The organism is Bacillus sp. AFS017336 (genome assembly GCF_002555445.1).
GTDB lineage: Bacteria > Bacillota > Bacilli > Bacillales > Bacillaceae_G > Gottfriedia.
Genome location: NZ_NUCO01000143.1, coordinates 48,833 through 72,624, shown reverse-complemented (window position 1 = coordinate 72,624; position 23,792 = coordinate 48,833). Strand labels below are relative to the sequence as shown.

The 23,792-nt window shown below is 31.4% G+C and carries 22 protein-coding genes; 4 read left to right on the top strand and 18 right to left on the bottom strand.

Annotated features, from left to right (window positions below):
* Nucleotides 1–2 precede the first annotated feature (2 nt).
* The 12 genes from CN601_RS24315 to CN601_RS24260 all read right to left on the bottom strand — a co-directional run bounded on the left by CN601_RS24315 (nucleotide 3) and on the right by CN601_RS24260 (nucleotide 13,215).
* Nucleotides 3–488 (bottom strand): hypothetical protein, encoded by a 486-nt coding sequence (locus CN601_RS24315; protein WP_098118265.1) that lies wholly within the window; start codon nucleotides 486–488, stop codon nucleotides 3–5.
* Between the two features lie 86 nt (nucleotides 489–574).
* Nucleotides 575–3,094: a transglycosylase domain-containing protein gene (locus CN601_RS24310; RefSeq protein ID WP_098172595.1), complete on the bottom strand. Its 2,520-nt coding sequence runs from the start codon at nucleotides 3,092–3,094 to the stop codon at nucleotides 575–577.
* Between the two features lie 181 nt (nucleotides 3,095–3,275).
* Entirely contained in the window at nucleotides 3,276–4,193 is a 918-nt protein-coding gene (locus CN601_RS24305; protein WP_179865678.1) for an alpha/beta hydrolase, read from the bottom strand.
* A 655-nt stretch (nucleotides 4,194–4,848) separates the two neighbouring features.
* Complete coding sequence (locus CN601_RS24300) at nucleotides 4,849–5,040, bottom strand: hypothetical protein (RefSeq protein WP_098118262.1); 192 nt, start codon at nucleotides 5,038–5,040, stop codon at nucleotides 4,849–4,851.
* A gap of 93 nt (nucleotides 5,041–5,133) precedes the next feature.
* Nucleotides 5,134–5,646: a (2Fe-2S)-binding protein gene (locus CN601_RS24295; RefSeq protein ID WP_098172594.1), complete on the bottom strand. Its 513-nt coding sequence runs from the start codon at nucleotides 5,644–5,646 to the stop codon at nucleotides 5,134–5,136.
* Between the two features lie 4 nt (nucleotides 5,647–5,650).
* Complete coding sequence (pucD, locus tag CN601_RS24290) at nucleotides 5,651–7,924, bottom strand: xanthine dehydrogenase subunit D (protein ID WP_257131810.1); 2,274 nt, start codon at nucleotides 7,922–7,924, stop codon at nucleotides 5,651–5,653.
* An 11-nt stretch (nucleotides 7,925–7,935) separates the two neighbouring features.
* Nucleotides 7,936–8,820, bottom strand: a complete 885-nt coding sequence (locus tag CN601_RS24285; protein WP_098172593.1) for an FAD binding domain-containing protein — start codon at nucleotides 8,818–8,820, stop codon at nucleotides 7,936–7,938.
* Nucleotides 8,817–9,461, bottom strand: a complete 645-nt coding sequence (locus tag CN601_RS24280; protein ID WP_098172592.1) for an NTP transferase domain-containing protein — start codon at nucleotides 9,459–9,461, stop codon at nucleotides 8,817–8,819. The genes CN601_RS24285 and CN601_RS24280 overlap by 4 nt, the downstream gene beginning before the upstream one ends.
* On the bottom strand, nucleotides 9,454–10,494 hold the full coding sequence (locus CN601_RS24275) for an XdhC family protein (RefSeq protein WP_098172591.1): 1,041 nt from the start codon (nucleotides 10,492–10,494) through the stop codon (nucleotides 9,454–9,456). Before CN601_RS24275 ends, CN601_RS24280 begins: the two co-directional genes overlap by 8 nt.
* A 302-nt stretch (nucleotides 10,495–10,796) precedes the next feature.
* Nucleotides 10,797–11,531 (bottom strand): hypothetical protein, encoded by a 735-nt coding sequence (locus CN601_RS24270; protein ID WP_098172590.1) that lies wholly within the window; start codon nucleotides 11,529–11,531, stop codon nucleotides 10,797–10,799.
* 311 nt (nucleotides 11,532–11,842) lie between these two features.
* Nucleotides 11,843–12,364 carry a DUF4362 domain-containing protein gene (locus CN601_RS24265; RefSeq protein ID WP_098172589.1) on the bottom strand — a complete coding sequence of 174 codons (522 nt, stop codon included), beginning with the start codon at nucleotides 12,362–12,364 and terminating at the stop codon, nucleotides 11,843–11,845.
* A gap of 227 nt (nucleotides 12,365–12,591) precedes the next feature.
* The gene (locus CN601_RS24260; protein WP_098172588.1) at nucleotides 12,592–13,215 is read right to left on the bottom strand and encodes a serine/threonine-protein kinase; all 624 of its coding nucleotides are present in this window, start codon (nucleotides 13,213–13,215) and stop codon (nucleotides 12,592–12,594) included.
* A 281-nt stretch (nucleotides 13,216–13,496) separates the two neighbouring features.
* Here CN601_RS24260 and CN601_RS24255 point away from each other — a divergent pair, with 281 nt between their 5' ends.
* From CN601_RS24255 to CN601_RS24240, 4 genes are all read left to right on the top strand, one after another.
* The gene (locus CN601_RS24255) at nucleotides 13,497–13,652 is read left to right on the top strand and encodes a XapX domain-containing protein (protein ID WP_098118254.1); all 156 of its coding nucleotides are present in this window, start codon (nucleotides 13,497–13,499) and stop codon (nucleotides 13,650–13,652) included.
* Nucleotides 13,653–13,751: 99 nt separating this feature from the next.
* Nucleotides 13,752–14,930, top strand: coding sequence for a NupC/NupG family nucleoside CNT transporter (locus tag CN601_RS24250; protein WP_098118253.1), 1,179 nt, complete (start codon nucleotides 13,752–13,754; stop codon nucleotides 14,928–14,930).
* Nucleotides 14,931–15,948: 1,018 nt separating this feature from the next.
* On the top strand, nucleotides 15,949–17,319 hold the full coding sequence (locus tag CN601_RS24245; RefSeq protein WP_098172587.1) for a glycosyltransferase family 2 protein: 1,371 nt from the start codon (nucleotides 15,949–15,951) through the stop codon (nucleotides 17,317–17,319).
* Entirely contained in the window at nucleotides 17,312–18,157 is an 846-nt protein-coding gene (locus CN601_RS24240) for a polysaccharide deacetylase family protein (RefSeq protein WP_098172586.1), read from the top strand. The genes CN601_RS24245 and CN601_RS24240 overlap by 8 nt, the downstream gene beginning before the upstream one ends.
* 111 nt (nucleotides 18,158–18,268) lie before the next feature.
* On the opposite strand, the gene CN601_RS24235 is transcribed toward CN601_RS24240, so the two are convergent.
* From CN601_RS24235 to CN601_RS24210, 6 genes are all read right to left on the bottom strand, one after another.
* Nucleotides 18,269–19,117, bottom strand: a complete 849-nt coding sequence (locus CN601_RS24235) for a COG4705 family protein (protein ID WP_098172585.1) — start codon at nucleotides 19,115–19,117, stop codon at nucleotides 18,269–18,271.
* Between the two features lie 639 nt (nucleotides 19,118–19,756).
* Nucleotides 19,757–20,239: a heme-degrading domain-containing protein gene (locus tag CN601_RS24230; protein ID WP_098118249.1), complete on the bottom strand. Its 483-nt coding sequence runs from the start codon at nucleotides 20,237–20,239 to the stop codon at nucleotides 19,757–19,759.
* A gap of 11 nt (nucleotides 20,240–20,250) precedes the next feature.
* Entirely contained in the window at nucleotides 20,251–21,291 is a 1,041-nt protein-coding gene (locus CN601_RS24225; RefSeq protein ID WP_098172584.1) for an oxidoreductase, read from the bottom strand.
* The gene (locus tag CN601_RS24220; protein WP_098118247.1) at nucleotides 21,278–22,063 is read right to left on the bottom strand and encodes a DeoR/GlpR family DNA-binding transcription regulator; all 786 of its coding nucleotides are present in this window, start codon (nucleotides 22,061–22,063) and stop codon (nucleotides 21,278–21,280) included. The genes CN601_RS24225 and CN601_RS24220 overlap by 14 nt, the downstream gene beginning before the upstream one ends.
* A gap of 193 nt (nucleotides 22,064–22,256) precedes the next feature.
* Complete coding sequence (locus tag CN601_RS24215; protein WP_098118246.1) at nucleotides 22,257–22,667, bottom strand: hypothetical protein; 411 nt, start codon at nucleotides 22,665–22,667, stop codon at nucleotides 22,257–22,259.
* Nucleotides 22,668–22,985: 318 nt separating this feature from the next.
* Nucleotides 22,986–23,729 carry a YqjF family protein gene (locus tag CN601_RS24210; RefSeq protein WP_257131809.1) on the bottom strand — a complete coding sequence of 248 codons (744 nt, stop codon included), beginning with the start codon at nucleotides 23,727–23,729 and terminating at the stop codon, nucleotides 22,986–22,988.
* Between the last annotated feature and the right edge of the window lie 63 nt (nucleotides 23,730–23,792).

Genomic DNA, 23,792 nt, shown 5'->3' with positions numbered 1-23,792 from the left:
GTTTATTCGGAGGTTTTTTTGTATACATTTGCACTAAGCAATTCCCTACATTTTCTGATCTTCTGCTTAATTTGTAAATTATCAAAGAAATATACTTCCGTTCCTGACCAAATAAATACCCAACAAACAATACTCAATATTCCTCCGATATATTCATGTTTACTTGAAAGCTTCAAATAAAACACACCAATTATAATCCCTATAACAAATAAGATAATTGTCTTTTTAATATTTCTAGTATAAACGAGCTCGTCTTCTTTCATAAGTTTCGAAAAAGAGTTAAATGTTGCCGATTTTAATGAATCTTCATCAATATTTTCTTGTCCATAATATGTAATCTTTATATTTTTTTGTTTTGCATTTTGTAGCTTTGAAATAATAAAATCTTCTAACTCTGAATTTAAATGTAAATCGTCAGTATTGTAATAGCTTGCAAATACGTTATCACTTTCATTTAAATAAATACTAATCCTAAATTCATCATTCATTTTCATTCTCCTTTCAAGAAGATACATTAAAAAACGCATTGATCTTACTCAATGCGTTTAGTTTCCTCATTTCGCTCTTATGTCTTCTACGGTTTATTAGGATTAGGGACAACTGGATTTGTAGTATTATCTCCATTGTTTTCACCAGTTCCTCCAGTACCTGTGCCTGTGCCTGTACCAGTTCCGGTTCCAGTTCCAGTTCCAGTTCCGGTTCCAGTTCCTGAATTCGTTTCGTCTCCTCCTTGATTTGAACCACCTTCACCAGTGCCGTTTCCGTTGCCTTGACCTCCTTCATTTGTTGGAGGTGTTGTAGGCTGCTCAGTCGATGTTAAATCTACTGTAACGGTAACAGGAGAACTCTTACCTTCAACATTTATAGCTATAATTGTTATTTTTACAACGTTGCCTGGGACGATTCCATTAATACTTGTAGCCATACCTTGAATTTTCTGAGTTTGGCCACTTACACCATTTACAGTATAATTTACTTCAAAAGTTGTTTTTGGTAGTAAGTCTGCTGGGTACGTCCAATTTATTGAAATATTGCTTGTTACAGGATCATAATTTGCTTTCACATTTTTTACAGATTGAATAACAATATCTTTAGGTATATCATCTACTTTTTCTCCACGAATATATAATTCATGACGTATTTCTTCGACTGACGAAGGTTTTATAAAAACAGCGTTTCGATTTCCATTAGCTGCTAACATATCCCTGGCGATAAATTTAGCAATACTGGTTGAACTTTTTCCAAGGAAATTATTTTTCTTATTTTTTTCATATCCTGTCCAAACTGCCATCGTAACATCAGATGAATAACCGATGAACCAACTATCTCGTGTTGCGTTATCAGGGAATCCATATTTTTGTTTTACTTGATCATCATAATTCGTAGTACCTGTTTTACCCGCCATATCAAGTCCAGGCACATTTGCTCTTTTACCAGTACCAAGTGCCGTTTTTACAACATCACGTAGCATATCTGTAACCATATAAGCAGTATAATCACTCATTGCTTGTTTTGGCTGAGTTGCAAATACTTTTTCTGTTTTATCTGGATAAATGATTTTTTTAACGGAATGGGGCTTATTATATGTTCCACCATTACCAAACGCCGCATATGCTCCTGCCATTTCCATAGCTGAGACGCCAGTGAATCCACCAATCGCATATGATTCATAAAATGTATTTTTCGGAAAATTAAAACCTAACCCATTACCAAATTCTCGTGATTTCTCGCTCCCTACTGCCTGAAAAGTTTTTAATGCAGGGATATTTCTAGAATCAACGAGTGCTAATCGAATTGAAATATTACCTTTATATCCTCTGTCCCAATTTCGAATTGGCGTTCCATTCGAGTATGAATAGGGTTCATCAAGAATTTGATGAAATGTCGACCATTTTAAATATTGAATGGCAGGACCGTAATCAAGTATAGGTTTAATAGAAGACCCTGGTTGTCTTTTAATATCTGTAGCAAAATTTAATCCACCAGAACTTGTGTTTCTGCCCGCTCCTACTGCGCGAACTTCACCAGTTTTTGTATCTAATAATACAAAGCCCGTTTGAAATTCATCACTTGGATAAAAACCTTTACCTCTTGCTAGAATCTCATCTGCTTTTTCTTGGGCTTTTGGATCTAAAGTTGTTTCAATTGTTAGCCCATCAGTATAAACATTGGCGTCGCTATTTTTATCAACTTCATTAACTACAACATCAATAAATGACTGAAATTTTGTACCACCTGATTCATGTACTTTTACTAATGATTTCATTGGGATAGCTTTTGCAGTATTGTATTGTGAATCAGTAATATAACCGTATTTTTTCATTTGACTTAAAACAGTGTCTCTTCTATTTTGTGACTCAACTGGATGTTTTGCTGGATTATAACTATTTGGAGCCTTCACCATACCTGCCAAAGTTGCGGCTTCAGGTAATGTAATTTTAGATAAATCTTTACTAAAATAAGTTTCACACGCTTTTGCTACACCATAAACACCGCGCCCTTTAAGTCCATTTGAAAAGTATACTTTATTTAAATACATTTCTAATATTTGATGTTTAGAATAACGTTGTTCTAATTTAAATGCTAAATACCATTCTTGCACTTTACGCTTAATCGTTTTTTGAGATGATAAAAACGAGTTCTTTACTACTTGCTGTGTGATTGTACTTCCACCTTGTGAACCAAATCCCCCAGTAATATTCGCTAAAACCGCTCCGAATACCCGACGAATATCGACTCCTTTATGCTTATAAAAACGAACATCCTCAGTCGCAATGAATGCGTCTTCAACTACCTTTGGAATTTCATTATAAGATACCTTTGTTCTTTGTTCTCTACCTAATTCCGCCACTACATTACCATCTTTATCTACTATTGTAGAAGAAAGGGGTACTTTTAGCTTCGATTCATCTAATGCGGGAGCTCCGCTTACTAAGTAAGCAAAAATTCCCACTCCTACAAGTATGAAAACAATTACAATTGATAATAATGTTACAGTAATTTTTTTCCATAAGCCTTCAGACTTTGTGGAAGGTATTTTTGAGGGCTTTTCCAGCCGTTTACGTTCCTCTCGCGAACGGTATTCATTTGCCATCTTAGTTCTCCTGCCTTTTCAGTAAAATAGAGCTGTTTGGAGCAACATATCATACTATTTATTACTAATTTATAAATAGTAGTATTTTCTACTGACTCTACTTTCATGTACCGAAGAACTCCTTTATCAATTAAAAAAAAGATAAACCATTTCTGGTTCATCTGTTTAAAGTAAATCTAATTTATTTTTCATTCGAAGTGAAGGTTTTATCAATAAATTCAATTATTTTACTCGTATACGACTCAGGCTCCTCAACAAAAGTAGTAATATGCCCATGTTCTGTAAGCCATAAGGTCTTTTCATTTTCTTTAGGAATTTGTTCAAAGATCATCTCGCTACTACTAAATGGTACTTTTGTATCATTCTTTCCATGAATTAACAAATAATTAGTAGATTTTCCTTTTTGAACAGACATAACTGGAGAAACTTCTTTAGGATCAATCTTTAATAAATGCTTCATTGAACGAAGAATTATTGAGGTAAAAGGTTTTTTAGGTAACTTAGACCATACGTTTAAATTGTCTTCTAAATAAGTTTGCAAGTCATGGAATGGACTATCTGCAATAACCCCTTTAATTTGCTGATGGACACTTCCAACTAGTAAACATGTTGCTCCTCCCATACTCCATCCAAGTAAAACAATTTCTTCCTGTTTTTTTTCTTGAATAACATAATCTACGGCAGAAGATAAATCATGTTGTTCATAAAATCCAATTCCTGTACGTCGACCACCAGATTTACCGCTATTTCGAAAATCAAACATTAGAACATTGTATCCTTTTTCCTGCAAAGATTTTACAATTCTAAGTCCATTTATCTTTTTTTGACTTCGCTCATCCGTGTATCCATGTGCAGTAACAACAGTTTTAGATGTTGGATTTTCCGCTGGTATCCACCATCCTCTAAGGACAACTTGATCTAGCTTACTTTGAAATTCTACTTCTTCAAAATGCAAATTGTAATCAGAAGGTGTTTCATTCGTTTTTCGCCTAAATGGATGTGTCAATATTAACCCGACTAAAATCGGAAGAAGAAAGAAAATAAATGGTGACAAAATTAACATCCAAATAAAATATTTTTTAATTTTTAATCGCTCCATGATCCACACTCCGTTTGTCATACTAGGCAAATAGAAGTTCTTCTATTTAAGTTATGATATAACTTAGACTTTGTTAGTTAAATATGCATAAATTGTGACTTTTTGAGTATCTTCTACACAATTAAAAGGGTGTCTAAAAATCATTAAAGCTGATTTTTAGACACCCTATAATTATATGTTTTATTAGGTCAATATACAATTTATAGTCGTGTTAATTTCGATACATCTTCCATTATACTGTCTTGTGGTCCCTGTTTACATGTTTATACGACTAATACTGTGATTACCACTAGATAAACTCTTCTTGTGGCTTTTCAATCATTGCTTCTGCAGCCGTATTAATAAATACAAATTCCATTTTTCAATTTAAATAATAACAACCTTGAGCCATTTTATTAAATACTTCATGTAAGTCAACATAATTAATTAATTTATCATCTTCATTTAATGGTAAATTACAATTTGAATGCAAAGTCATCAAACTCCTTCCATATTTGATGACTAAATTCTATGATGTTCCAGTATTTTCTATATTAAGTATATTATATGTATATCTGAATTTTCAGAAACAACTCAAAACTTCAATTTCATTCAAATATAAAAAAATTTCTATGTTTATTTTAAAATTACTTTTAAACACTAGAGGAAAATGACCTTACTTCTTTTTTTTAAAACTAAATCCATGTAAAAATCCACCTTTTTGGCGTTCTTTTACAATTATTAGAAGTAAACAAAATAAATAGAACAAAATATGATCATTGTTCTTTACTACTAGATTGCTCATGATTTTCAAAATACAAAAACCTGCAAATACACCATATACAAAATGTAAAATATCTCTATACACAAAAAACCCCCTCATATTTATCCTATGAGCCATAGGAGAAATATAGAAGGACAAAGTTATTGCTATAGAAATTATTGCTACATTATTTACAATTTAATCATTATTCTTATTCATCATTCCAATTGCTTTTTGTACAGAACGTATAATTCCTATATAACCAGTACATCTACAAAGATTACCTGATAGTGCTTCTTTGATTTCTTCTTCTGTTGGATTTGAATTTGTGTCAATGAGTGCTTTAACAGCCATAATCATACCTGGGGTACAATATCCACATTGATACCCACCCTCTTCTAGGAATGCTTTCTGAATGGGATGGAGATCTACATCTGCTAAGCCTTCAATTGTACATATTGAAGTATTGTTTACTTGATAAGCCATCATCAAACATGAATTAACCAGTTTATTATCCATATGAACAGCACATGCACCACATCGACCAATTTCACAAGAGATTTTTGTTCCCGTCATATTTAACTCTTCTCGTAAAATGTCAAGTAATCGTGTGGTAGGTGAAACATGTAATTTTTTTTCAATATTATTTAATATTAAATTAAGTTCAAGCAAATGAATAGGTTGATCTTGATTATTTTTATTCGTCCCCATTAGCTCATCTCCTTGAATTAATTAATTGCAATAAATATTCTGGTGATATTGGTAATTTATTTATCCAACAGCCTGTTGCATCAAAGATTGCTCTAGCAATTGCTGGAGCAACAGCAACTGTACCGATTTCTCCAACTCCTCTAGGTCCGAATGAATCTCCTTCTTCAAGATTTTCTATTGGTAATACATTTAATTTATATGGAATATCACAAATTGTTGGTATTAGATAAGTATCAAAATTATCAGATACATATTCACCGTTTTCTATTAATGAATTTTCCATCAATGAGTAGCCTAATGCCATCACACCTCCACCTTCTATTTGTCCCTTATAACCAAGTGAATTGACAACTGGACCAGCAGCAACAACTTGTTCTAGATCTGTTACCTTGACTTTACCAGTAATGAGATCAACCTCAACCTGTGCCAAAACGGATGCGAAGGAATAAAGAAAGTGACTACCTCCAACTTTAGCATCAGGACTTATAGGAAAATCAAATGAAGTTTGAACGAATATTGCTTGTTCTCGTGGCGCATTCCGAGCAAGCTCTTCATAAGTGATAATTAATTTACCTTCTCTTCCGTTAACCTGTAACCAAATCCCATTTGGACCCATATAAAGATTTTTAATAGGTATTCTAGTAACTTGTTGGGCTAGTTCAAGAATCTGATTTTTAAATGAAGCTTCCATTCTTTTTAAAGAATGCCAAACCATGCTAGTAGCTCTCGATGCTGTAGAAGAACCGCTAATCGGTACTAAATCAGTGTCACCAACGATGATATTAATATCTTGAACCGAACAATTAAATTCATCAATTAATAATGTTTCGATTACTGCAAGTAAACCTTGACCACATTCTTCAAATCCAAATGCTGCTTCAATTTTACCTTTTCGTGTAAAAGATAAACGACCTCCAGCGGGATCTATTCTATCTACTCCAAGCCCACCGCCATGCATTGTTAATGCAATACCCTTTCCATAGACCTTCCAATTTTGACTACTATCATTTTCATCAGAATTTTTTAGTAAATGGGTTTTTGATATATTATTTAATACATCAAAAGCACCGTTTGTAGGTACAATTTTTTGACCTAATGGCCCTAAATCATTAGTTTTTCTTAAATTTTTAAAACGGAATTGGGTAGCATCCATTTTTAGTTTTTCAGCAAGTCGATCTATTTGCCCTTCAAGAGCAAATGTAATTTGATTGCCACCAAACCCTCGAAATTCACCAGCTACCCCATTATTCGTAAAAACTGAATATCCTTCAATTTCAATATTAGGTATTATATATGGTCCCGGTGCATGCTCTATTGCAAAATCTAAAACTGCTGGACCTAATGTTGCATATGCACCAGTATCAGCAATAATTTTTACTTTATGTGAAATAATTTTCCCATCTTCTTTTACACCCGTTTTCATTGTAATTTTCATAGGATGACGCTTTAAACCTGATTTAACGGATTCACTTCTACTTTGGTGAACTTTTATTGGACATTTTGTTTTTAAAGCTAACAAGGCACCATATGGCTGAATATTTAATTCATCTTTACCTCCAAATGAACCACCCATTGGGCTAGAGATAATTCGAATATTTTCTTCTGGTATATTTAGGATCCTTGACAACTGAAACCGATCTTTAAAACCATGCTGGGTTCCAACATAAACTGATAGATTACCATTTGTTTCAGGGACAATTACTCCACCTTCAGTTTCCATATATGCATGCATTTGCCTAGGTAATTCATAAGTTTCTTCTACAATCACACAAGCATCTTGGAAGCCAAGTTCCACATCTCCAGTTTGATATCTGGCATGATGTAAAATATTTCCTTTTTCGTGTAATAAAGGAGCATCATGGCGAAGCGCATACTCAGGGCTATCTATAACAGGTAGCTTCCTATATTCAACTTTAATCAATTGTAATGCCTGTTCAGCGATTTCTTCTGTATCAGCGGCAATTGCTACAATTGCATCACCAAGATATCTTACCCGATCTTTACATAAAACCGGTTGGTCAGGAAAAATTAGCCCGAAACCATTTAAACCAGGAATATCCTCATAAGTAACAACAGCCCTTACGCCCGCAATTTTTTTAGCTTCTTCAATTGAAATTGATAAAATTTCAGCATGTGGTTCAGTACTTCTTAACACTTTCCCATATAACATGTTGGGAAAAGAAAGGTCAGTAAGATATTTCATATTACCGGTCACCTTACCTAGACCATCAGGACGTATTCTTCTTTCTTTATTTGAAGGAATCATGTCTTTACTCATTCGTCCACCTCTTATTTACTAGGTAGTTTAGCAATCTCGGAAACTATAATATTAGTTGTAATCGCTTGTTTATAGTTCGAAGAAGAAAAGTGATCAGAAGGAGGTTTAAATTCCTTATTGATTAAATTTGCAATTTCTTTTAATTGAACAGATGGAACGAATAAGCCTTTAATATACTCTTCAGTATTAACTAATCTTTGAGGCAAAAATGAGTTACCACAAACTACTAAACGAACTTGTTCCATTACTTTTTTTTCATTCATCTTAAAATAACCAGATATTGTCACAATGCTTTGGCAGAAAACCTCGCGTAATCCTATCTTTTTATAAAAAAAATAATCATTGGACTTCTTTTTTTTCACTGGTATACTAATGCTCACAAGAATGGAGTTTGATAAAAAGTCGCTATCTTTTATACACTCTGAAAGTTGTTTTACTAACAATTCGTTTCCATCATACAAAGTTAGATGTGCATCCAATACAATTAAAGCAGGGATGACATCACCGTGGCGATTTGCTATATTTCCCCCAATTGTTGCTCTATGACGAACAGCTGGAGATGCAATATTTCGAACAGCTTCTACTAATAAAGGGACTTTTTCTAAAAATATTGGATTATTCCTACAGCAGTCTAAAGTGGTTAATGCTCCAATTTGGATAAAGGTTTGATCATTTTTCCGAATTAACTTATATTCCTTCATGTCTTTAATGTTTTCTATACTTATTAAATTTTCAGGACACTGGATCCCCTTTTCCCAATGAGTTTGTAAAAGAGTTCCCCCTGCAATATAGCAAGAATTATTATAAAATTGCTGTTTTAGAATGTATGCTTTTTCAAGTGAATCTGGAAACCAAACACTAGGATAATATAAGCTTGCATCTCCTTTTCGAATCAAAAATTAAATTCAACTCCCTTCGCAACATCATATGCCTCTTTTGTATCAATATCAAAAAAGTCCCACTTATTCTCAAACTCTACTAATAATCCTTCTAACTTAGTTTGTTTTCGAATAAGAGTTCTTGCTCCTTCATCTCCACTTAGCATGAATAATTCCGGTAATGTATTCGTAGAAAAAATAATTGGTGGTCTAGGAATCCCTTGAAAGCTTGCAGCCAAAAAAGGAATAGAAGGGTTTTCACATGTACGTTTTATATAATTTTGATGTATTTCATTAATCGTTTTTATAGATAAAAAAGGCTGGTCTGCGAGGAGAATCATAATACCTAAAGGATTCATTTTAAGAGCAGCAGTTAAACCACATTTTAAAGAAAATGATTGTCCTTGGTTAGCGTTGCTACATTGTACATGAGTCCAATAATCACGATTAGGTAATTGAAAAAGATCTCTATCAATCCAATCTAGGGAATCATGTTCTTTCGTAACAACAAAAATATGTTCAATATTTGATTTGATAAATTGACGTAGGCCATAGCTTCCAATTGTAGATGAACCTAATGGAAGAGCGATCTTATTCTGTCCCATTCTTTTACTACTTCCTGCTGCAAGTAATATAGCGATGACACTATTTTTATCCATCTTTTGGCTTCCTTTTTGGTCTCTGTTTTTGAATTAATTCCGCAACAATGCTGATTGCAATTTCTTCTGGACCCTCAGCACCAATAGGAAGCCCAGCTGGACTGCTTATTTCTGAATTTATTGTAGTCCCATCCAAAAGTCGTTGTAATCGTAATTTCCCACCGAGTACCCCTAAATACTTAAGATTCACATTTGAAATATGATTCAATATTTCCTTGTCCTTTTGAAATTGATGCGTAATGACAATAACTGAATCTAAATTAGACAATTGAAGGTTTGGAATGATCTCAATTGGAAAACCAACAAGTATTTCATCTGCGTTTGGAAAGATCTCTTTCGAACAAAATTCTTCTCGCCAATCTGTTATCGTTACAAAAAAACCCGCTAAAGATGCAAGTTTTACTAAAGGAATCGCATCCTTACCAGCGCCAAACACAATTAAGCGAGGTTTCGGATTGAAAGAATGTAAATATATATTCGTTCCGACCTGTTCTATAGTTCTAAGCCCACTCTTCATATTTGTAATATGTAATTCATTTAAAACACTCTTAACCTGCTCTAATTTTCGCTCATTGCAATTACCAAAAAAAGTCTTATCATCGACCATGAACATAGTCTCAACTTCATCATGATCATTTGATAAAACTTTCATCATCGTTACCTGATTGCCATTCAAAAGAAATAATTTTAATCTAGCTAGCAAATTAAACAAACTTTCATCAACTGGCTCTAAAAGCACAGTAACGATACCATTACAACCTGCCCCATTTCCCCACGATAAATCGTCTTCTGCACTCATATCATAAATAACAGTCTGAGGTGTGTTTTTTACCCTAGTTTCTTGAATACGATAAGAAAGATCTGTTTCAAGACAGCCAGCGCTCAATAAACCAACCCATTTACCATTCCCTTTAAACAACATTGATGTTCCTTCTTTTCGATAAGCAGAGCCTTCTACATGAATAATTGTAGCTAAAACATCATCTTCAAAAGGTGAAGAAATTTCTTTTAGTATCTCATGGATACATTCCATTAAGCCCCTCCTTGATATAAACTAGTCATTCCAAATATAACAAAGTATTTTTAGTAAATATTAATATATAGTTCTATGATTATCTTGTTATGTCTCGATTCAAAATTAATTAATATAAGAATTAACAATCGTTCATATAAGAACTTGTTTTTCAAAAAATTAGCATCAAATATTTTTAACTTATGAAAAAGTTCTAAGCAATTAATTGAGTTCATTGAAACTATAAAATTCTATTACCTATTTAATATTTTAAAAAAACTAAAAAAAGCTAGCCATATTGGTTAGCTTTTTACCGACTTTATTTATGAAATCTCAACAACTTTTGATGGATTGTTTAATTTATATTTAACCTCTTTGTTTAATTTCTTATCAACTACTTTACCATCAAATTGATATGTTTTACCGACTTCTAATTCCGCTGCTTTTAATGATTTGCTTAAAGAGCACCAGGCATTACCAATTTGTAATTCTGGATCTGCCTTAATGATTATATTTTCCCAAATAACAATTTCTTCTTCACTGTCATTAAAATGGTTATACTTTGTACTAAATTCTTTTACTGTACCATTGAAATGTGATTTTTCTGTTGGTAAAGTAATTGTTATTTCTTCTTTCTTTTCAGCTTTTTTCTTTGGAGTCGCTTTAGAAGTAGCTTCTTTTGCTTTAGTTTCCGTTTTCTTTTCTTCTACTGGTTTTGAATCACTCTCACCCACTGTATAAACTTTCTTAAAGCTAGGCGATTGCATTTCCTTCAAATAGGCTGGATGTATACAAGATAAATTGCCATCTGCAAATTCAATAATAATTGTATGATACTCATCTGTAACTCCGTATGTTTCATAACCTACCAGTTTTACATTCATTTGAAAATCTTGACCTTTAAATAAAAAATCATATTTTGGATTTTTATTAAATAATCCCCAAGTTCGTCCTTTTTCTAAGTAATCCTCATCTGATAAAAATGTTGTATATTCCCCTTTTGGAGGTATGTATTTAACTAATTCACTTTTTTCTTTTTCAATTATATTATCTTTCATTTTAAAAGCTCCTTTTAGTATTTCTTTTACTTTATTTCCAATTTTTTGTTGTTGCTTTAATCGTTTTATGAAGAAATTATAGAGTAGTTTTGAGCTTTTTGTCCATCTTATTGGTAAAAGTATTTTTTTGTTCAGTATATTACGGTACATGAAATTTCTATTATTTATATTCTTTTTTATTTTTTGTTATTAATACGGTACTTGAAATTCCCCTTTTGTTTGTACTATTTTTTTTATTTTTTATCATCATTACGGTATATGAAATTTTCTCAAAATAAAAAACGTCGATTTTTTAACCGACGTTTTAAAGATTAAAATTCAACTTTATCGAAATGATAACAATTCGTTAAATAAGAATCATTTGAATTTACGACAATTTTTTGGCAATAATCTTCTAAAACTTTAGTAGCTGCAACAAATTTACCCATTGCAAACGTACCTTTTCTATACTTATCAGATTGCACTCTAGAACTATCAAATCGATAATAAATTAATTTTCCATTAAATTGATATTCGGTAATTACGGGATCACCTTTCGTTGTAAATTCGACAAACCGTATAAAGTCTGGCTTTTTATTCTTTACATTGTTAACAAATCGTTTAATCTGTGCATTTTGATTTGTATTTCTTCCTTTAACAATTACATCCCCATTTTTTAGTGCATCTTTTTTACTATAAGCAGCTGGAATCTTGTTCGTTTCCTTCTCACCATAATTTTCAATTTCTTTCTTTAACATCTCTTTTGACAAAACACTTGCCTCTGCGTCCAAAATATGATTGAAGGGTAAGCTAATAAATGTGAATACAATTAACGTAATAAAAAATTTAAACATTTGAAACCTCCAATATTTATAATAATACTGGTTAGTTTTTCCATTAAAATACTTAATATACAAAGCTGAACATGATTAAGAGGTCACCTTAAAAGTCAGTGTATTTGACTAATAAGTGGCCTCTATTTATTTCGAGAAGTATTGTTGATCTACTGCTATTTGAGTAGAGTTTTTAAACCTTTATTTTTAGAAATTAAAAAGACTACTTTACCTACATTTGGACTATTTTATGAAGAGTATGAACTATTTGAACTCGAATGTGAATGTCTACGATGATTTCGTCTAGAAGATGAAGAATGTTTATGATAATTTTTTGATGAAGAGTGATGATGTCGTTTTTTATGCTTACGGTGACGTCGGTTAGAACTAGAGCCAAATATGGACCTAAAAAAACCTAATTGAAGTGTATCAATCTCAAACGAAAATCGCCCTACATCAACAATTCGAATTTCACCATCATTTGTTAACATTAAATTGTGATTATGTAAATCAAATGCATATAATCCTGCTTTTTGAGCATCAATCACAGCTTGATTAATCTCTTTTTCAAACTGTTTCTGTATATTTTTGTCATGCCCAACTAAGTCGTACAAAGTCTCTCCAATTACCCTTTCACTTACCATATAATCATTTGTAAAGGTATGGACTTTAGGATAATAAATGCTTTTCTCAAGTAGATGTAGTTTTATCCCATCATCTCGACTTTTTCCATCTGCTTTAAATACTTTAATAACGTAATCATCTCTTGAGTATACATCTCCATCTTTTCCACTTGCTAAGTAATCAAAGTGATCCGCATGTTCACCATATAAAGAAAAATTGTTAATTTCCTCTAACAGCGATTGTTTCATTTTTAATCCCCTTTCAAATTGCACATCTTCTACAAATTAAGCAATTAAATTAAGAAATTACTTTTTACAATATATTCCCTAAGAATTCTCATTTTACCTATCTAACTGCATAATTTCTTTTCTATTTTAGCGTTTTCTTTTGTGTTCAAATTTTAAATTATGAGGTTTTAAATATATTTTGGGGAAACTACTTCTATTAAATTAAAGCTAAATCAGCAATTTCATTTTTAATGTACTTAAAATGCTCTTTTTTTGAAAAATAATTTAGGAGTGAATCTATAATGCATGAAATAATTATGAGCTTGTTGGCAGGGTTAATTGTTGGAGTTGTTTTTACTCTTATTAAATTACCAATCCCTGCTCCTCCAGTATTTTCTGCGATATGTGGAATTATTGGCGTATGGGGAGGCATGAAATTAGTGCAATTATTTATTTAAATAACTTAATACTGATTAATGATATTTTTAATTTGATTGGAAATAATAATATTGCTAATTAGAAATTTATTCTACATTTTGTAGTTTGGAGGAAAATTAATGACATATATAATTGCAATTATCGGCATCATTCTCTTACTTGCTATTTCCTGGTCAATGTCGAATGATAAAAAGAATATTAATTATAAAGCCGTAATCATTATGTTAGTTGTCCAATTAATTTTAGCTTGGTTTATGCTCAATACATCCATTGGACAAACGGTTCTTAAAAAGATTGTTGCATTCTTTAATAAAGTTTTATCATTTGGTAATGAAGGTATTGCTTTCGTATTCGGTGATTTATCAACAAAAGGTTATTTCTGGATTAACGTATTAATGATGATTGTCTTCGTATCTTCATTATTATCAATTTTAACTTATACACGAATACTTCCATTAGCAATTAGATACATTGGTGGTGCAGTTGCTAAAGTAACTGGATTACCAAAGATTGAATCTTTTGTTGCGGTAAATAGTATGGTTTTCGGTGATACAACTGCCATTCTTTCAGTAAAATCCGAATTACACAAACTGACACCTAACCGTTTATTCGTAGTTGTAACGTCTTCATTAGTAGCAGTTTCATGTTCAATTTTAGGTGCTTATATGCAAATGATTCCTCCAGAATATGTACTAGTTGCACTACCGATTAATGTGTTCTCAGGTTTAATACTATCATCAATGGTAAGTCCTGTTACATCAGAACAAGATGAAGAAATTAATGTTAAAGACATGATTAAAGAAAAATCATTATTTGAGGCAATAGGTAACGGTGCTCTTGATGGTGGTAAAGTTGCACTAATTGTTGGTGCAATGCTAATAACTTATATTGGTTTACTAGCTATGATTAATTTCGTTTTCAATTCAATTTTCGGAATGACATTTACTGAGATATTAGGATATGTATTCGCTCCAGTTGCGTACATAATGGGAATCCCAACTCATGAACTAGTACGTTCAGGATCAATAATGGGAACAAAAGTTGCTGCAAATGAGTTTGTAGCGATGCTTGACTTCCAAAAACTCATCCCTAAATTATCGACGAAAACCGTTGCGATTGTGTCAGCATTCTTAGTATCATTCGCAAATTTTTCTTCAATTGGTATTATATACGGTGCGATTGCTGCGATTGATAAAAAACAATCAGAGCTTTTTGCTAAAATTGGTTTAAAAGTTTTATTAGTTGCTACATTAGGTTCAGTTTTAACTGGAACAATCGTAGGATTATTTGTTAGATAATACTTAACAGCTCATTTTTAAAACCTATTATTTTAAAAAAAACCGCCGAGGCTTTTTATTAAGTTCTCGGCTGGTTTATTTTAAAAGAACCATGAATCTTTACGAAGTTTCAATTAATTTTTAAAACACTATCTTCAATTCTAATACTCAAAGTAATCCCTACTCAATGGTTGACTTGAACCTCTAATGATTGAATTCACGAAATTCTTCGGAGCTGAGTAAGCTTGCTAGTGTATTTCTTTAACAGTAATTTATTGTATTTATGTGAATATCAGATTTGGGATCCTATCAAATAAAAGACACTACAAAATTTATTCTGTTTGCTCCATATAAGAAAAGTAAAGAAAATCAGCGTGTTGGCTGCATCCACTTGTATCTTGACAATGCATATCTATAAACTCACTCCAGTAAATCTATTTGCTTTTATCTATTCAAAAGAGTGCTTTGATTCAAAAGTAACCGGAATTACATATCGTTTTTCTTTGTTTAATTAAAAACAACAAAAATATTTACTGTAAAGCGATTGTTAATTATAGCGTTGAAGTTTTTTATGTTCCATTTTCTTTAAATGAAATCTTAAAGGACTTGAAACATAAGTACACAATATTATCGATTTTATTATTTTAAAGTATTCAAATAAATTACGGTACGTGAAATTACTTTTTTTCTTAAACTATTTATTTTATTTAAAAATACACATTACAAAAAATAAACTTGCCTCATTTTTTTCTAATTTATTCAATAGGTAACGTTTTACAATTTCACGCTATTTTTTCTAAATATAATTTAATAGACATTTTAATATTTGTATTAATAGACTTCATATTGAAATAAATTGTTCTAAAAAATTCATATGAATAATTATAAAATCCCGTTAAGATATATCTTATGTTTATTTTAGTAATTGAAATTATTTTTTTTACGAACGATTGATCGTTATCATTCAATCTTGGTAATTTAATTAAATATAACTAGCATGAATACGAAACTAAGATACTAGTTTTAAGGAGATTTTATTATGCAATTTGTTACAATACTCATATTATTCTTATGTACCTTTTTTCCTCTCTTACATATGATTAATGCTCTTCCCATTTTTTTAAAACGTAAGAAAATAATACATAATCAAGTACGAAAAAATAAAAGGATTAGCATTCTCATTCCATGTTATAACGAAGAAAGTATAATCGAAACAGCTATAAAAGGTATGAAGATATTAGATTACTCAGCAAAAGAAGTTATTTATATAAACGATGGATCCCAAGATAATACAATGAAAATCTTACATGAACTACTACGTCTTGTACCGGAAGATCGAAAAATATCCAATCAGTTAAAAAGTAATGAAATCAAAAACTTCTATAAGTCTACTGTTTTCCCTAACGTTTACGTAATTGACAAACTCAATGGTGGTAAACATGACGCATTAAACGCTGGAATAATGTATTCAAAAAATGAATTAGTAGTAACTTTAGATGCAGATAGTATTCTTGCTGAAAATGCATTACAAGTGTTAAATGAAGTATTTCAAGATGATAATGTAATTGCAGCAGGTGGAATGGTGCACCCACTTCAAGGAGTTCGATTTAAGGAAAAGAAAGTCGAACGCACTTTATCCGTAAATCATGTCATTCGATTTCAAGTTTTTGAATTCATAAAAGGATTCTATATTAATAGAGTTTCACTTGCTAAATTCGATGCACTCTCAGTTATTTCTGGTGCATTCGGGGTTTTTAATAGAGAAATTTTGCTCAAAGTTGGTGGATACAGAAAGACTTTAGGCGAAGATATCGACATTACTTTAAAATTTCAACAATACATTTTAAAAAATCCTGGCTTGCGTTTGGTATTTGTGCCAAATGCAGTTTGTTATACCGAATGTCCGGAAACCTGGAAGGATTTATTTAAACAAAGGATTCGTTGGCAAAAGGCTTTTATTGACTGTATCGTTTATTATTTTCCGATGCTTATAAAGACATTTTTGTTCCGTACTGTTTCTTTCTTTATGCTAATTGATTCGTTTATTTTAGGTACAGTTGCAATTTATTTTACGATTTTCAATTTAGGTTATATGTTCTTCACAAATTTAAAACATGCTCAAAGTCTCCTACTAATCTATTTGCTTGGAGTCGTATCTCTAAATTTAATTTACAGTCTATTTGCTTTGTATTTAGCACGCTATTACGGGGTTGAATTTAAAGGGAAAGAAATGATACGTTTAGCGATCACAATTATTTTAGACTTATTTGTCTACCGTTTTGTAACGCTATTTTTCGTACTAATTGGTACAGTTTCATATTTTATTAACCGGAACGATTGGAACAAGGTTTCAAGATCCGGGAGGGTTTATGATTTAGAAAAGGATAAAGGAATGGTGAAGGTTGGATAAAAAACTTGTTATTGTATATGCAATTCTTATTTCATCATTCATGATTGCATACCCATTTATGAAGAGTAGTGCATCTTATTTGTCAGAACCAATACAACAAAATAACTTACTTCAAACTTATAAGTGTAAACCTTTGAAACAAACACCACAAAATATTCAAAAACAACAAAATAAAGCTAATATTATTTTTACAATGGATGATGGGTGGGAAACTCAATTTACTAAAGGGTTTCAAATTTTAAAAGATAAAGGGATAAAAGGAAGTATAGCTGTCATACCAACAAAAGTTGGTACTGAAGGATATATGTCATTAAGTCAATTAAATACCTTATATTCATCAGGTTGGGACTTGATGAACCATACAAATTCACATCGACATTTAGCAAATTTAAATAAGCAAAAACAAAAAAAAGAATTAAATGATGCACGTAAATGGTTAAATGGACATTGTTTTAAAAGAGCAAGTAATATTGCAGTTTATCCATACGGTTCTTTTAATCAAGAAACTCTGAAACTCCTACAGGAAGAACATTACCGAAGTGCTCGAACCATTAAGGATGGAATTCAAACAAACGATATCAAAAAATATGAAGTGCGTACAATCAATTTACTTCCTAGTACTGATATTTCATGGGTTAAGAATCAGATTGATTTAGCAATTCAATCGAAACAAACAATTGTATTTACGAATCATCGGTTTGATAAAAAAGCTGATAAAGCACAAATGAATTTTGATCCTGAAAAGTTTAAAACGATTGTTAATTATGTAGTAAGCAAAAAAGAAGAGCTCAACATTTTAACATATTCTGAATGGTTGGATTTAAAAGAGATAAAATGAGTTGCTTTGGCAGCTCTTTTTTTTATCTACTCCACAAATAAAATAAGAGATGGGAAGTCACTTTCTTACGTTCTTCCCATCTCTTATTTTAAAAAACTGGTGTAATTCGTACTAATTTACTTGAATATTAGCTTTATGTACTTTTGATTTATTCGTAATAACTTGGATGATAATACAGACTAAAAGAATAACCAATAGTATAGCAGAGGCAATTTGTGTTCCATTTGCTAAGCCTAATCCACCTTTTTCTTGAGGTTTAATTAAGAAATCTCCGAAAGTTGCTCCGAACGGTCTTGTCAAAACGAATGCTACCCAAAATAAAAACACTCTATTTAAGTTTGTAAACCAATACGCTAAAAGGATTATTAATATTAATCCACCAGTAAGCATAGCCCCTTGAGCAATAGTTAGTCCTAATCCATGTTCTAGGTAACTTCCTCCACCTGCTAGTGTACCTACTCCTTCAGATTTGTGTGATAAAAAATCACCTGCGGCTGTGCCTAAAGTATTAGACACAAGAATAGCTATCCAATATAGAACCTCTACCCTCTTCGTTGCAATATTTTTAACATTTAATGTTGGTTCAGTAAAATACCAAAATATAAAAATGATAGCTAATAAGCTTATTAGTATAAGTGAACCCTTCATATAACCTAAACCTAATGAACGATCCATATAATCAGAAAATGCTGTACCAGCAAGACTAGTAGATAGAATTACAGTCCAATAGACTGATGGAACATATTTCTTAACAATCAATTGAATAATTAAAAAGACAGCAAATATCCCCACGAAAAACAGAAAAGGGGTTAAATAATTATCTTCCGCTCCAGGTACAGTAACCAAATCACTACCTGTTTCTCCTAGTGTTGTTGCAGCAATCTTCATAATCCAAAACAATAGTGTCAATTGAGGAATTTTGCTAACAGACGATTTTACAATTTCTTTTGCAGTTGTCATTCTACATATCATTCCCTTTCATATTTAATTTAAATACAATTAATAATCCCATAGAATTATGAAAGGAAAATGAAAATGGTAAGTTTTAACAATTATTCTCTCGCTTTTTTTTGGATTACGATCCCTACAAAGCACTTTTTTTATGAATGCTATTTATATAGAATTGAACTCTTCATGGAAAATTTGCATTCCGGTCAATAAATATGTCCGCTCGAATACAATTCATAAAAAAAGCTTATGTTATTTCTTTCGATCCTTAGATATTAATCTATTTATCATTCCAACACTACAGCCAAAAATAAAAAGTATTAGACAAATTAATACATTGCTAATTTTCCCATTCATTGAGGTGTATATGATCACTGAAAAAATGCAAATAATAATTAAAAGTATCATGTCTAATTTTTTCATAACAACCTACCTTTAAGTAATAAATTTTTACTTGATTAAAAGTTTAATAAAATTATCTATTACTTTAATAGTAAGCGTCAATCGGGTTATTTTAAGCTTATTCTATCAATAACTTTAGAATCCCATTATAAAATTCGACACGATTTGTTATTAAATTAAAGCAAATTTTTACTAAGCAATAATAAAGGAGCCGAAATTTCGACTCCTTTGTAAGGGATTTATATTCTATTATACAATCGATTTATTAAGGAAATTAGTTAATGCCTCAACGATCAGATTATGATCATCTTCCTGAGCTAAGCCCGAGACAGTAATCACACCAATTACTCCTGAACCTTCAATTTTAATTGGAAATGCTCCACCATGCGTTGCAAATTCAAATGGACTAGCTGAATAAAAATCATAATATGAGCGATTTTTCATTTCATTGTAAAGCCTCATATAATAAGAGCTACAATGATGACGTAAAACAACATTTGATTTTCGTTTAATCCATATATCTTGGTCTGGAGCAGTATAATCCATTGCATAATGGAATACCGTTTGACCGTTTTTCACTATATTTATAGCAATTGGTTTTTCAAGACTTTTAGCTGATTCAATAATTGACAATCCAATTTCTAATGCATCTTTATTAGAAAAATTTTTAAAGATTAGATTTTCTTCCTGTTTTCTTACTTCTTCAAGCTTTGTTTGGATATTTTTGTCCATACTTCCCCCTATTATAGATAAATAACTTTCTTTTCTTCACTACTTTTAAGTGCTGCTTCAATAATTTTAATAACTTTTAAGCCTTCTTCACCTGTAACTGGGGCTTTTTTACCTTCCAAAATGCTTTCAGCGATTTTCTTATAATAAGTTGTATAAGAGCCTGGTAATGTGACAATCGTTTCTTCCATTTCCTTTTCCCCTTCTACAGTGAAGAGTTTACCGTAAAATTGTGGTACATCATCTCCCCATCCTTGTTCAGTAGGATTTTCACCTTCTTTTAGTGCAGCTTCTTGTCCATCGATTCCGTACTTTATAAAGCTACCTTTATTACCATGAACTTGAAAACGTGGTCCGTTACTAGGAATGATCGAACCGGAATGTAAAATTACACGTAGCTTGTCATAACCTAATATGATATGGAAGTAATCATCTGTTTCGGCATTTGCTCTTTGTGCAAAAACATCTGCTGAAATGAATTGAGGCAGTCCAAAAAGGTTTAAAGCTTGATCAATTAAATGCGAACCTAAATCATATAGCATACCAGATCCAGGACCTTGTTGTTCTCTCCAACGATTTCTAACTTCTGGTCTAAATCGATCAAAATGAACTTGGTATGTATTGATTTCTCCTAATACACCATCATTTATTAACTTTTTAACGGTTAAAAAGTCATTATCCCATCTTCTATTATGATACACGCTTAAAAGTAAATTCTTTTCTTCAGCAATTTTGTTTAGTTCTTCTGCTTCCCATGTCTGTATTACCATTGGCTTTTCTAAAATCACGTGCTTTCCAGCTAATAAACTTTGTTTAGCCATTTCAAAATGCATTCCACTTGGAGTGGTTATGACAACTAAATCAATCAATTCATCTGCAAGTACATCCTCTAAAGCACTTACTACTTCGACTGCTCCTAAATCTTTTTGAACTTCCTCTTTTTTTGAGCTAACAACTTTTGACAATTCAAATTCCTCTAATGCTTTAATAAATGGTGCATGAAATGTAGCACCTGAAAATCCATATCCAACTAGACCAACCTTAATTTTTTTCATCTAAAAACAGCTCCATTTCTTCCTCTACTACGATTAAATGTATATTATTTTCAATTATGTTTCTTTTAAATTCTTCATCGGGATCTTTGTCGGTAATAATTACATCAATATCCTTTATATTACAAACTTTATGCAAAAAGATTTTTTCAAACTTTGAATGATCCGCGAGTAGAACTACTTGTCTTGCACAGCTTATCATTTTTTTCTTTAAAAACGCTTCTTCTTCATCAGGGGATGTTAATCCTTCAGCATTAATGCCGCATGCACCAAGGAAAAGTTGATCAACTCTATAGTCATTTAATGTTTCCAATGTCCTCGGGCCTACTAAATTCCTATTTTTACGATTAAATTTACCTGGAAGCATGAACGTATTAATTTCATCAAATTCACCTAATAAATCAACTATATCAATTGAGTTCGTAATCACATTCACTTGCTTATCAAACATAAATTTTGACATTAGTGCACAGGTTGATGAAGTATCCATCAGTAAATCACTATTTTCGCGAATTAGCGATGAGGCCCTCTTTGCAATTTTTTCTTTTCCTTCAGTTAGATCTCTTTCTTTATAATCAATTAATTCTCGATTACTAGTTGGAAGAGTTGCTCCCCCTTTTATCCTCATAATCTCTCCACGCTCTTCAAGCTTAACGAGATCTCTTCTCGCTGTATCTTTTGAAACACTCAGCATTTCACATATTTCTTCTAACAAAATCTCTTTATTTGAATCCAAATACTTCAGTATTAAAGTTAGCCTTTGTTCTTGATACATTACCGAAACTCCTTTATCAATTCCCTATGTAAATGAGAAGTCTATAAATAGTATATAAGATTAATTTAAAGATATCTACATAAAAACTTAAAAAACTTAAAATAATTAAGTTTTTTAAGTTTTTGACGAAAAGCAACCAAAAATAAAAACGATAAGAGAACTCCCTCCTATCGTCTTTAAAATTAGATTTATTTTATAAAAATTTAATTTGGTGGAATAAATGGTTTTTCCCATTCCATTCAATTATATATTCCTCAACACCTAAAACCGCAGTATCTGGTTTTGATGACTGCTTCTCAATCCATTTTTTTAGTTCCGGTAATACATCATTATGAAATTGTGATTTAGCTTTTTCAGGATAAATGTTTTGAGAAATTGGATAAAAATAGATTGATATATCCTTCTCTCTGTTACAAGTAACTGAAGCTACAACGGTGCCGCTAATTTGAGGTGGTCGCGAACACTGAGTATCAAATTCAAACTTTCTTCTTAGCCCAAATAAAACACTAGCATCTTCTTTATTCGGCAGATTCAATTTTACTTGTTTTTTATTTGTAGCATAAGTTTCTACTTTGTTTAGATTTCTAAAAAAAGCAATCTTCAACTTCGCACCTCCTAATAATAAGCACTATCCTATAAATTCCACTTCATTTAATTTATGCCTTTACTAATAATCATATTGACCTACTTCAAATTAATCACAATAAAAAAAATCGACAAAATCTCGATTAATTTCAAAACTATCAAACTTCTATTGTAAACTAGCCCTTAAATACCTAAAAAAGTGCCAATAACTCCATGGCGATAAAGAAATTAAGAGAACAATATTCTTATGAAAATTGTAAAATACCCTCTATCGAATGTCTGTCAGATTAAATTATCGATATTAACTGTAACAATCTTTCTTTTTGTCATGAGAATCTTATATTTTTTTGATATTCCATAAAATCGTTTCTACTCCAGGAGAAAAATGAGTAATTGGGCTTGTGTTAGGTAGACGAAAATTAAGAGGTGTACACATTGTATTAATAGAAATAGTTAGATCTACATTTTGTAGGGTCCATTGAGTATGATCAATGTCACAGCGATAAATATTTCCTTTTTGATCATTACTAAAGAAACAATATTTTTCTGTAAGCCAATGCTCTAAAGTATCTTCTTTAGCGAGATAGTCATTTGAATTCGTCTCAAATTTGCAATCAAATTGAATAATTTCTTTCTTAGATTTAATTCGTTTACTTTCAAAATGAAATATATTTTTTATTTTTTGAGAAGATATATTTGCAGGGAAATAAGACAAGTGAAACCAATGTTTTGCAATCGTATATAAAACCCAGTTTGAAACATCAAGCGACAAAAAATAAACACCCGGTTTCCCATTATATTTCACGTACGTTCTAACATTTATTTCGGGGCATATAGGAAGTAAAGAAATTGAGGGCATTCCACGTAGATACACCCCATTTGTAGAAAAAAGTACAATGCCAAGCCAAGCCGTTCCATCATACGTGTCAATTGTTAATTCTTTTGGAATATGAGTTTGTAATAACTTAGCAGAAATTGGCCAATGCATGAATAATACATTTTCCCAAGATTGACTCATAATCCAACCACCCTGTTGAGAAATGCCTGGTTTTGGTGGAACTATATTCTTGAACATATTCATACATATTCCTCCATTTGTTAAGGAGTTATGATTTATTTAATATTATTCAAGATATAAATAACT

Excerpts from the sequence above, each read along its gene's own strand:
- CN601_RS24315 (WP_098118265.1), bottom strand. The coding sequence starts at position 488 with ATGAATGATGAATTTAGGATTAGTATTTATTTAAATGAAAGTGATAAC.
- CN601_RS24310 (WP_098172595.1), bottom strand. The coding sequence starts at position 3,094 with ATGGCAAATGAATACCGTTCGCGAGAGGAACGTAAACGGCTGGAAAAG.
- CN601_RS24305 (WP_179865678.1), bottom strand. The coding sequence starts at position 4,193 with ATGGAGCGATTAAAAATTAAAAAATATTTTATTTGGATGTTAATTTTG.
- CN601_RS24295 (WP_098172594.1), bottom strand. The coding sequence starts at position 5,646 with ATGGGGACGAATAAAAATAATCAAGATCAACCTATTCATTTGCTTGAA.
- pucD (WP_257131810.1), bottom strand. The coding sequence starts at position 7,924 with ATGAGTAAAGACATGATTCCTTCAAATAAAGAAAGAAGAATACGTCCT.
- CN601_RS24280 (WP_098172592.1), bottom strand. The coding sequence starts at position 9,461 with ATGGATAAAAATAGTGTCATCGCTATATTACTTGCAGCAGGAAGTAGT.
- CN601_RS24275 (WP_098172591.1), bottom strand. The coding sequence starts at position 10,494 with ATGGAATGTATCCATGAGATACTAAAAGAAATTTCTTCACCTTTTGAA.
- CN601_RS24270 (WP_098172590.1), bottom strand. The coding sequence starts at position 11,531 with ATGAAAGATAATATAATTGAAAAAGAAAAAAGTGAATTAGTTAAATAC.
- CN601_RS24265 (WP_098172589.1), bottom strand. The coding sequence starts at position 12,364 with ATGTTTAAATTTTTTATTACGTTAATTGTATTCACATTTATTAGCTTA.
- CN601_RS24260 (WP_098172588.1), bottom strand. The coding sequence starts at position 13,215 with ATGAAACAATCGCTGTTAGAGGAAATTAACAATTTTTCTTTATATGGT.
- CN601_RS24255 (WP_098118254.1), top strand. The coding sequence starts at position 13,497 with ATGCATGAAATAATTATGAGCTTGTTGGCAGGGTTAATTGTTGGAGTT.
- CN601_RS24250 (WP_098118253.1), top strand. The coding sequence starts at position 13,752 with ATGACATATATAATTGCAATTATCGGCATCATTCTCTTACTTGCTATT.
- CN601_RS24245 (WP_098172587.1), top strand. The coding sequence starts at position 15,949 with ATGCAATTTGTTACAATACTCATATTATTCTTATGTACCTTTTTTCCT.
- CN601_RS24235 (WP_098172585.1), bottom strand. The coding sequence starts at position 19,117 with ATGACAACTGCAAAAGAAATTGTAAAATCGTCTGTTAGCAAAATTCCT.
- CN601_RS24230 (WP_098118249.1), bottom strand. The coding sequence starts at position 20,239 with ATGGACAAAAATATCCAAACAAAGCTTGAAGAAGTAAGAAAACAGGAA.
- CN601_RS24225 (WP_098172584.1), bottom strand. The coding sequence starts at position 21,291 with ATGAAAAAAATTAAGGTTGGTCTAGTTGGATATGGATTTTCAGGTGCT.
- CN601_RS24220 (WP_098118247.1), bottom strand. The coding sequence starts at position 22,063 with ATGTATCAAGAACAAAGGCTAACTTTAATACTGAAGTATTTGGATTCA.
- CN601_RS24210 (WP_257131809.1), bottom strand. The coding sequence starts at position 23,729 with ATGAATATGTTCAAGAATATAGTTCCACCAAAACCAGGCATTTCTCAA.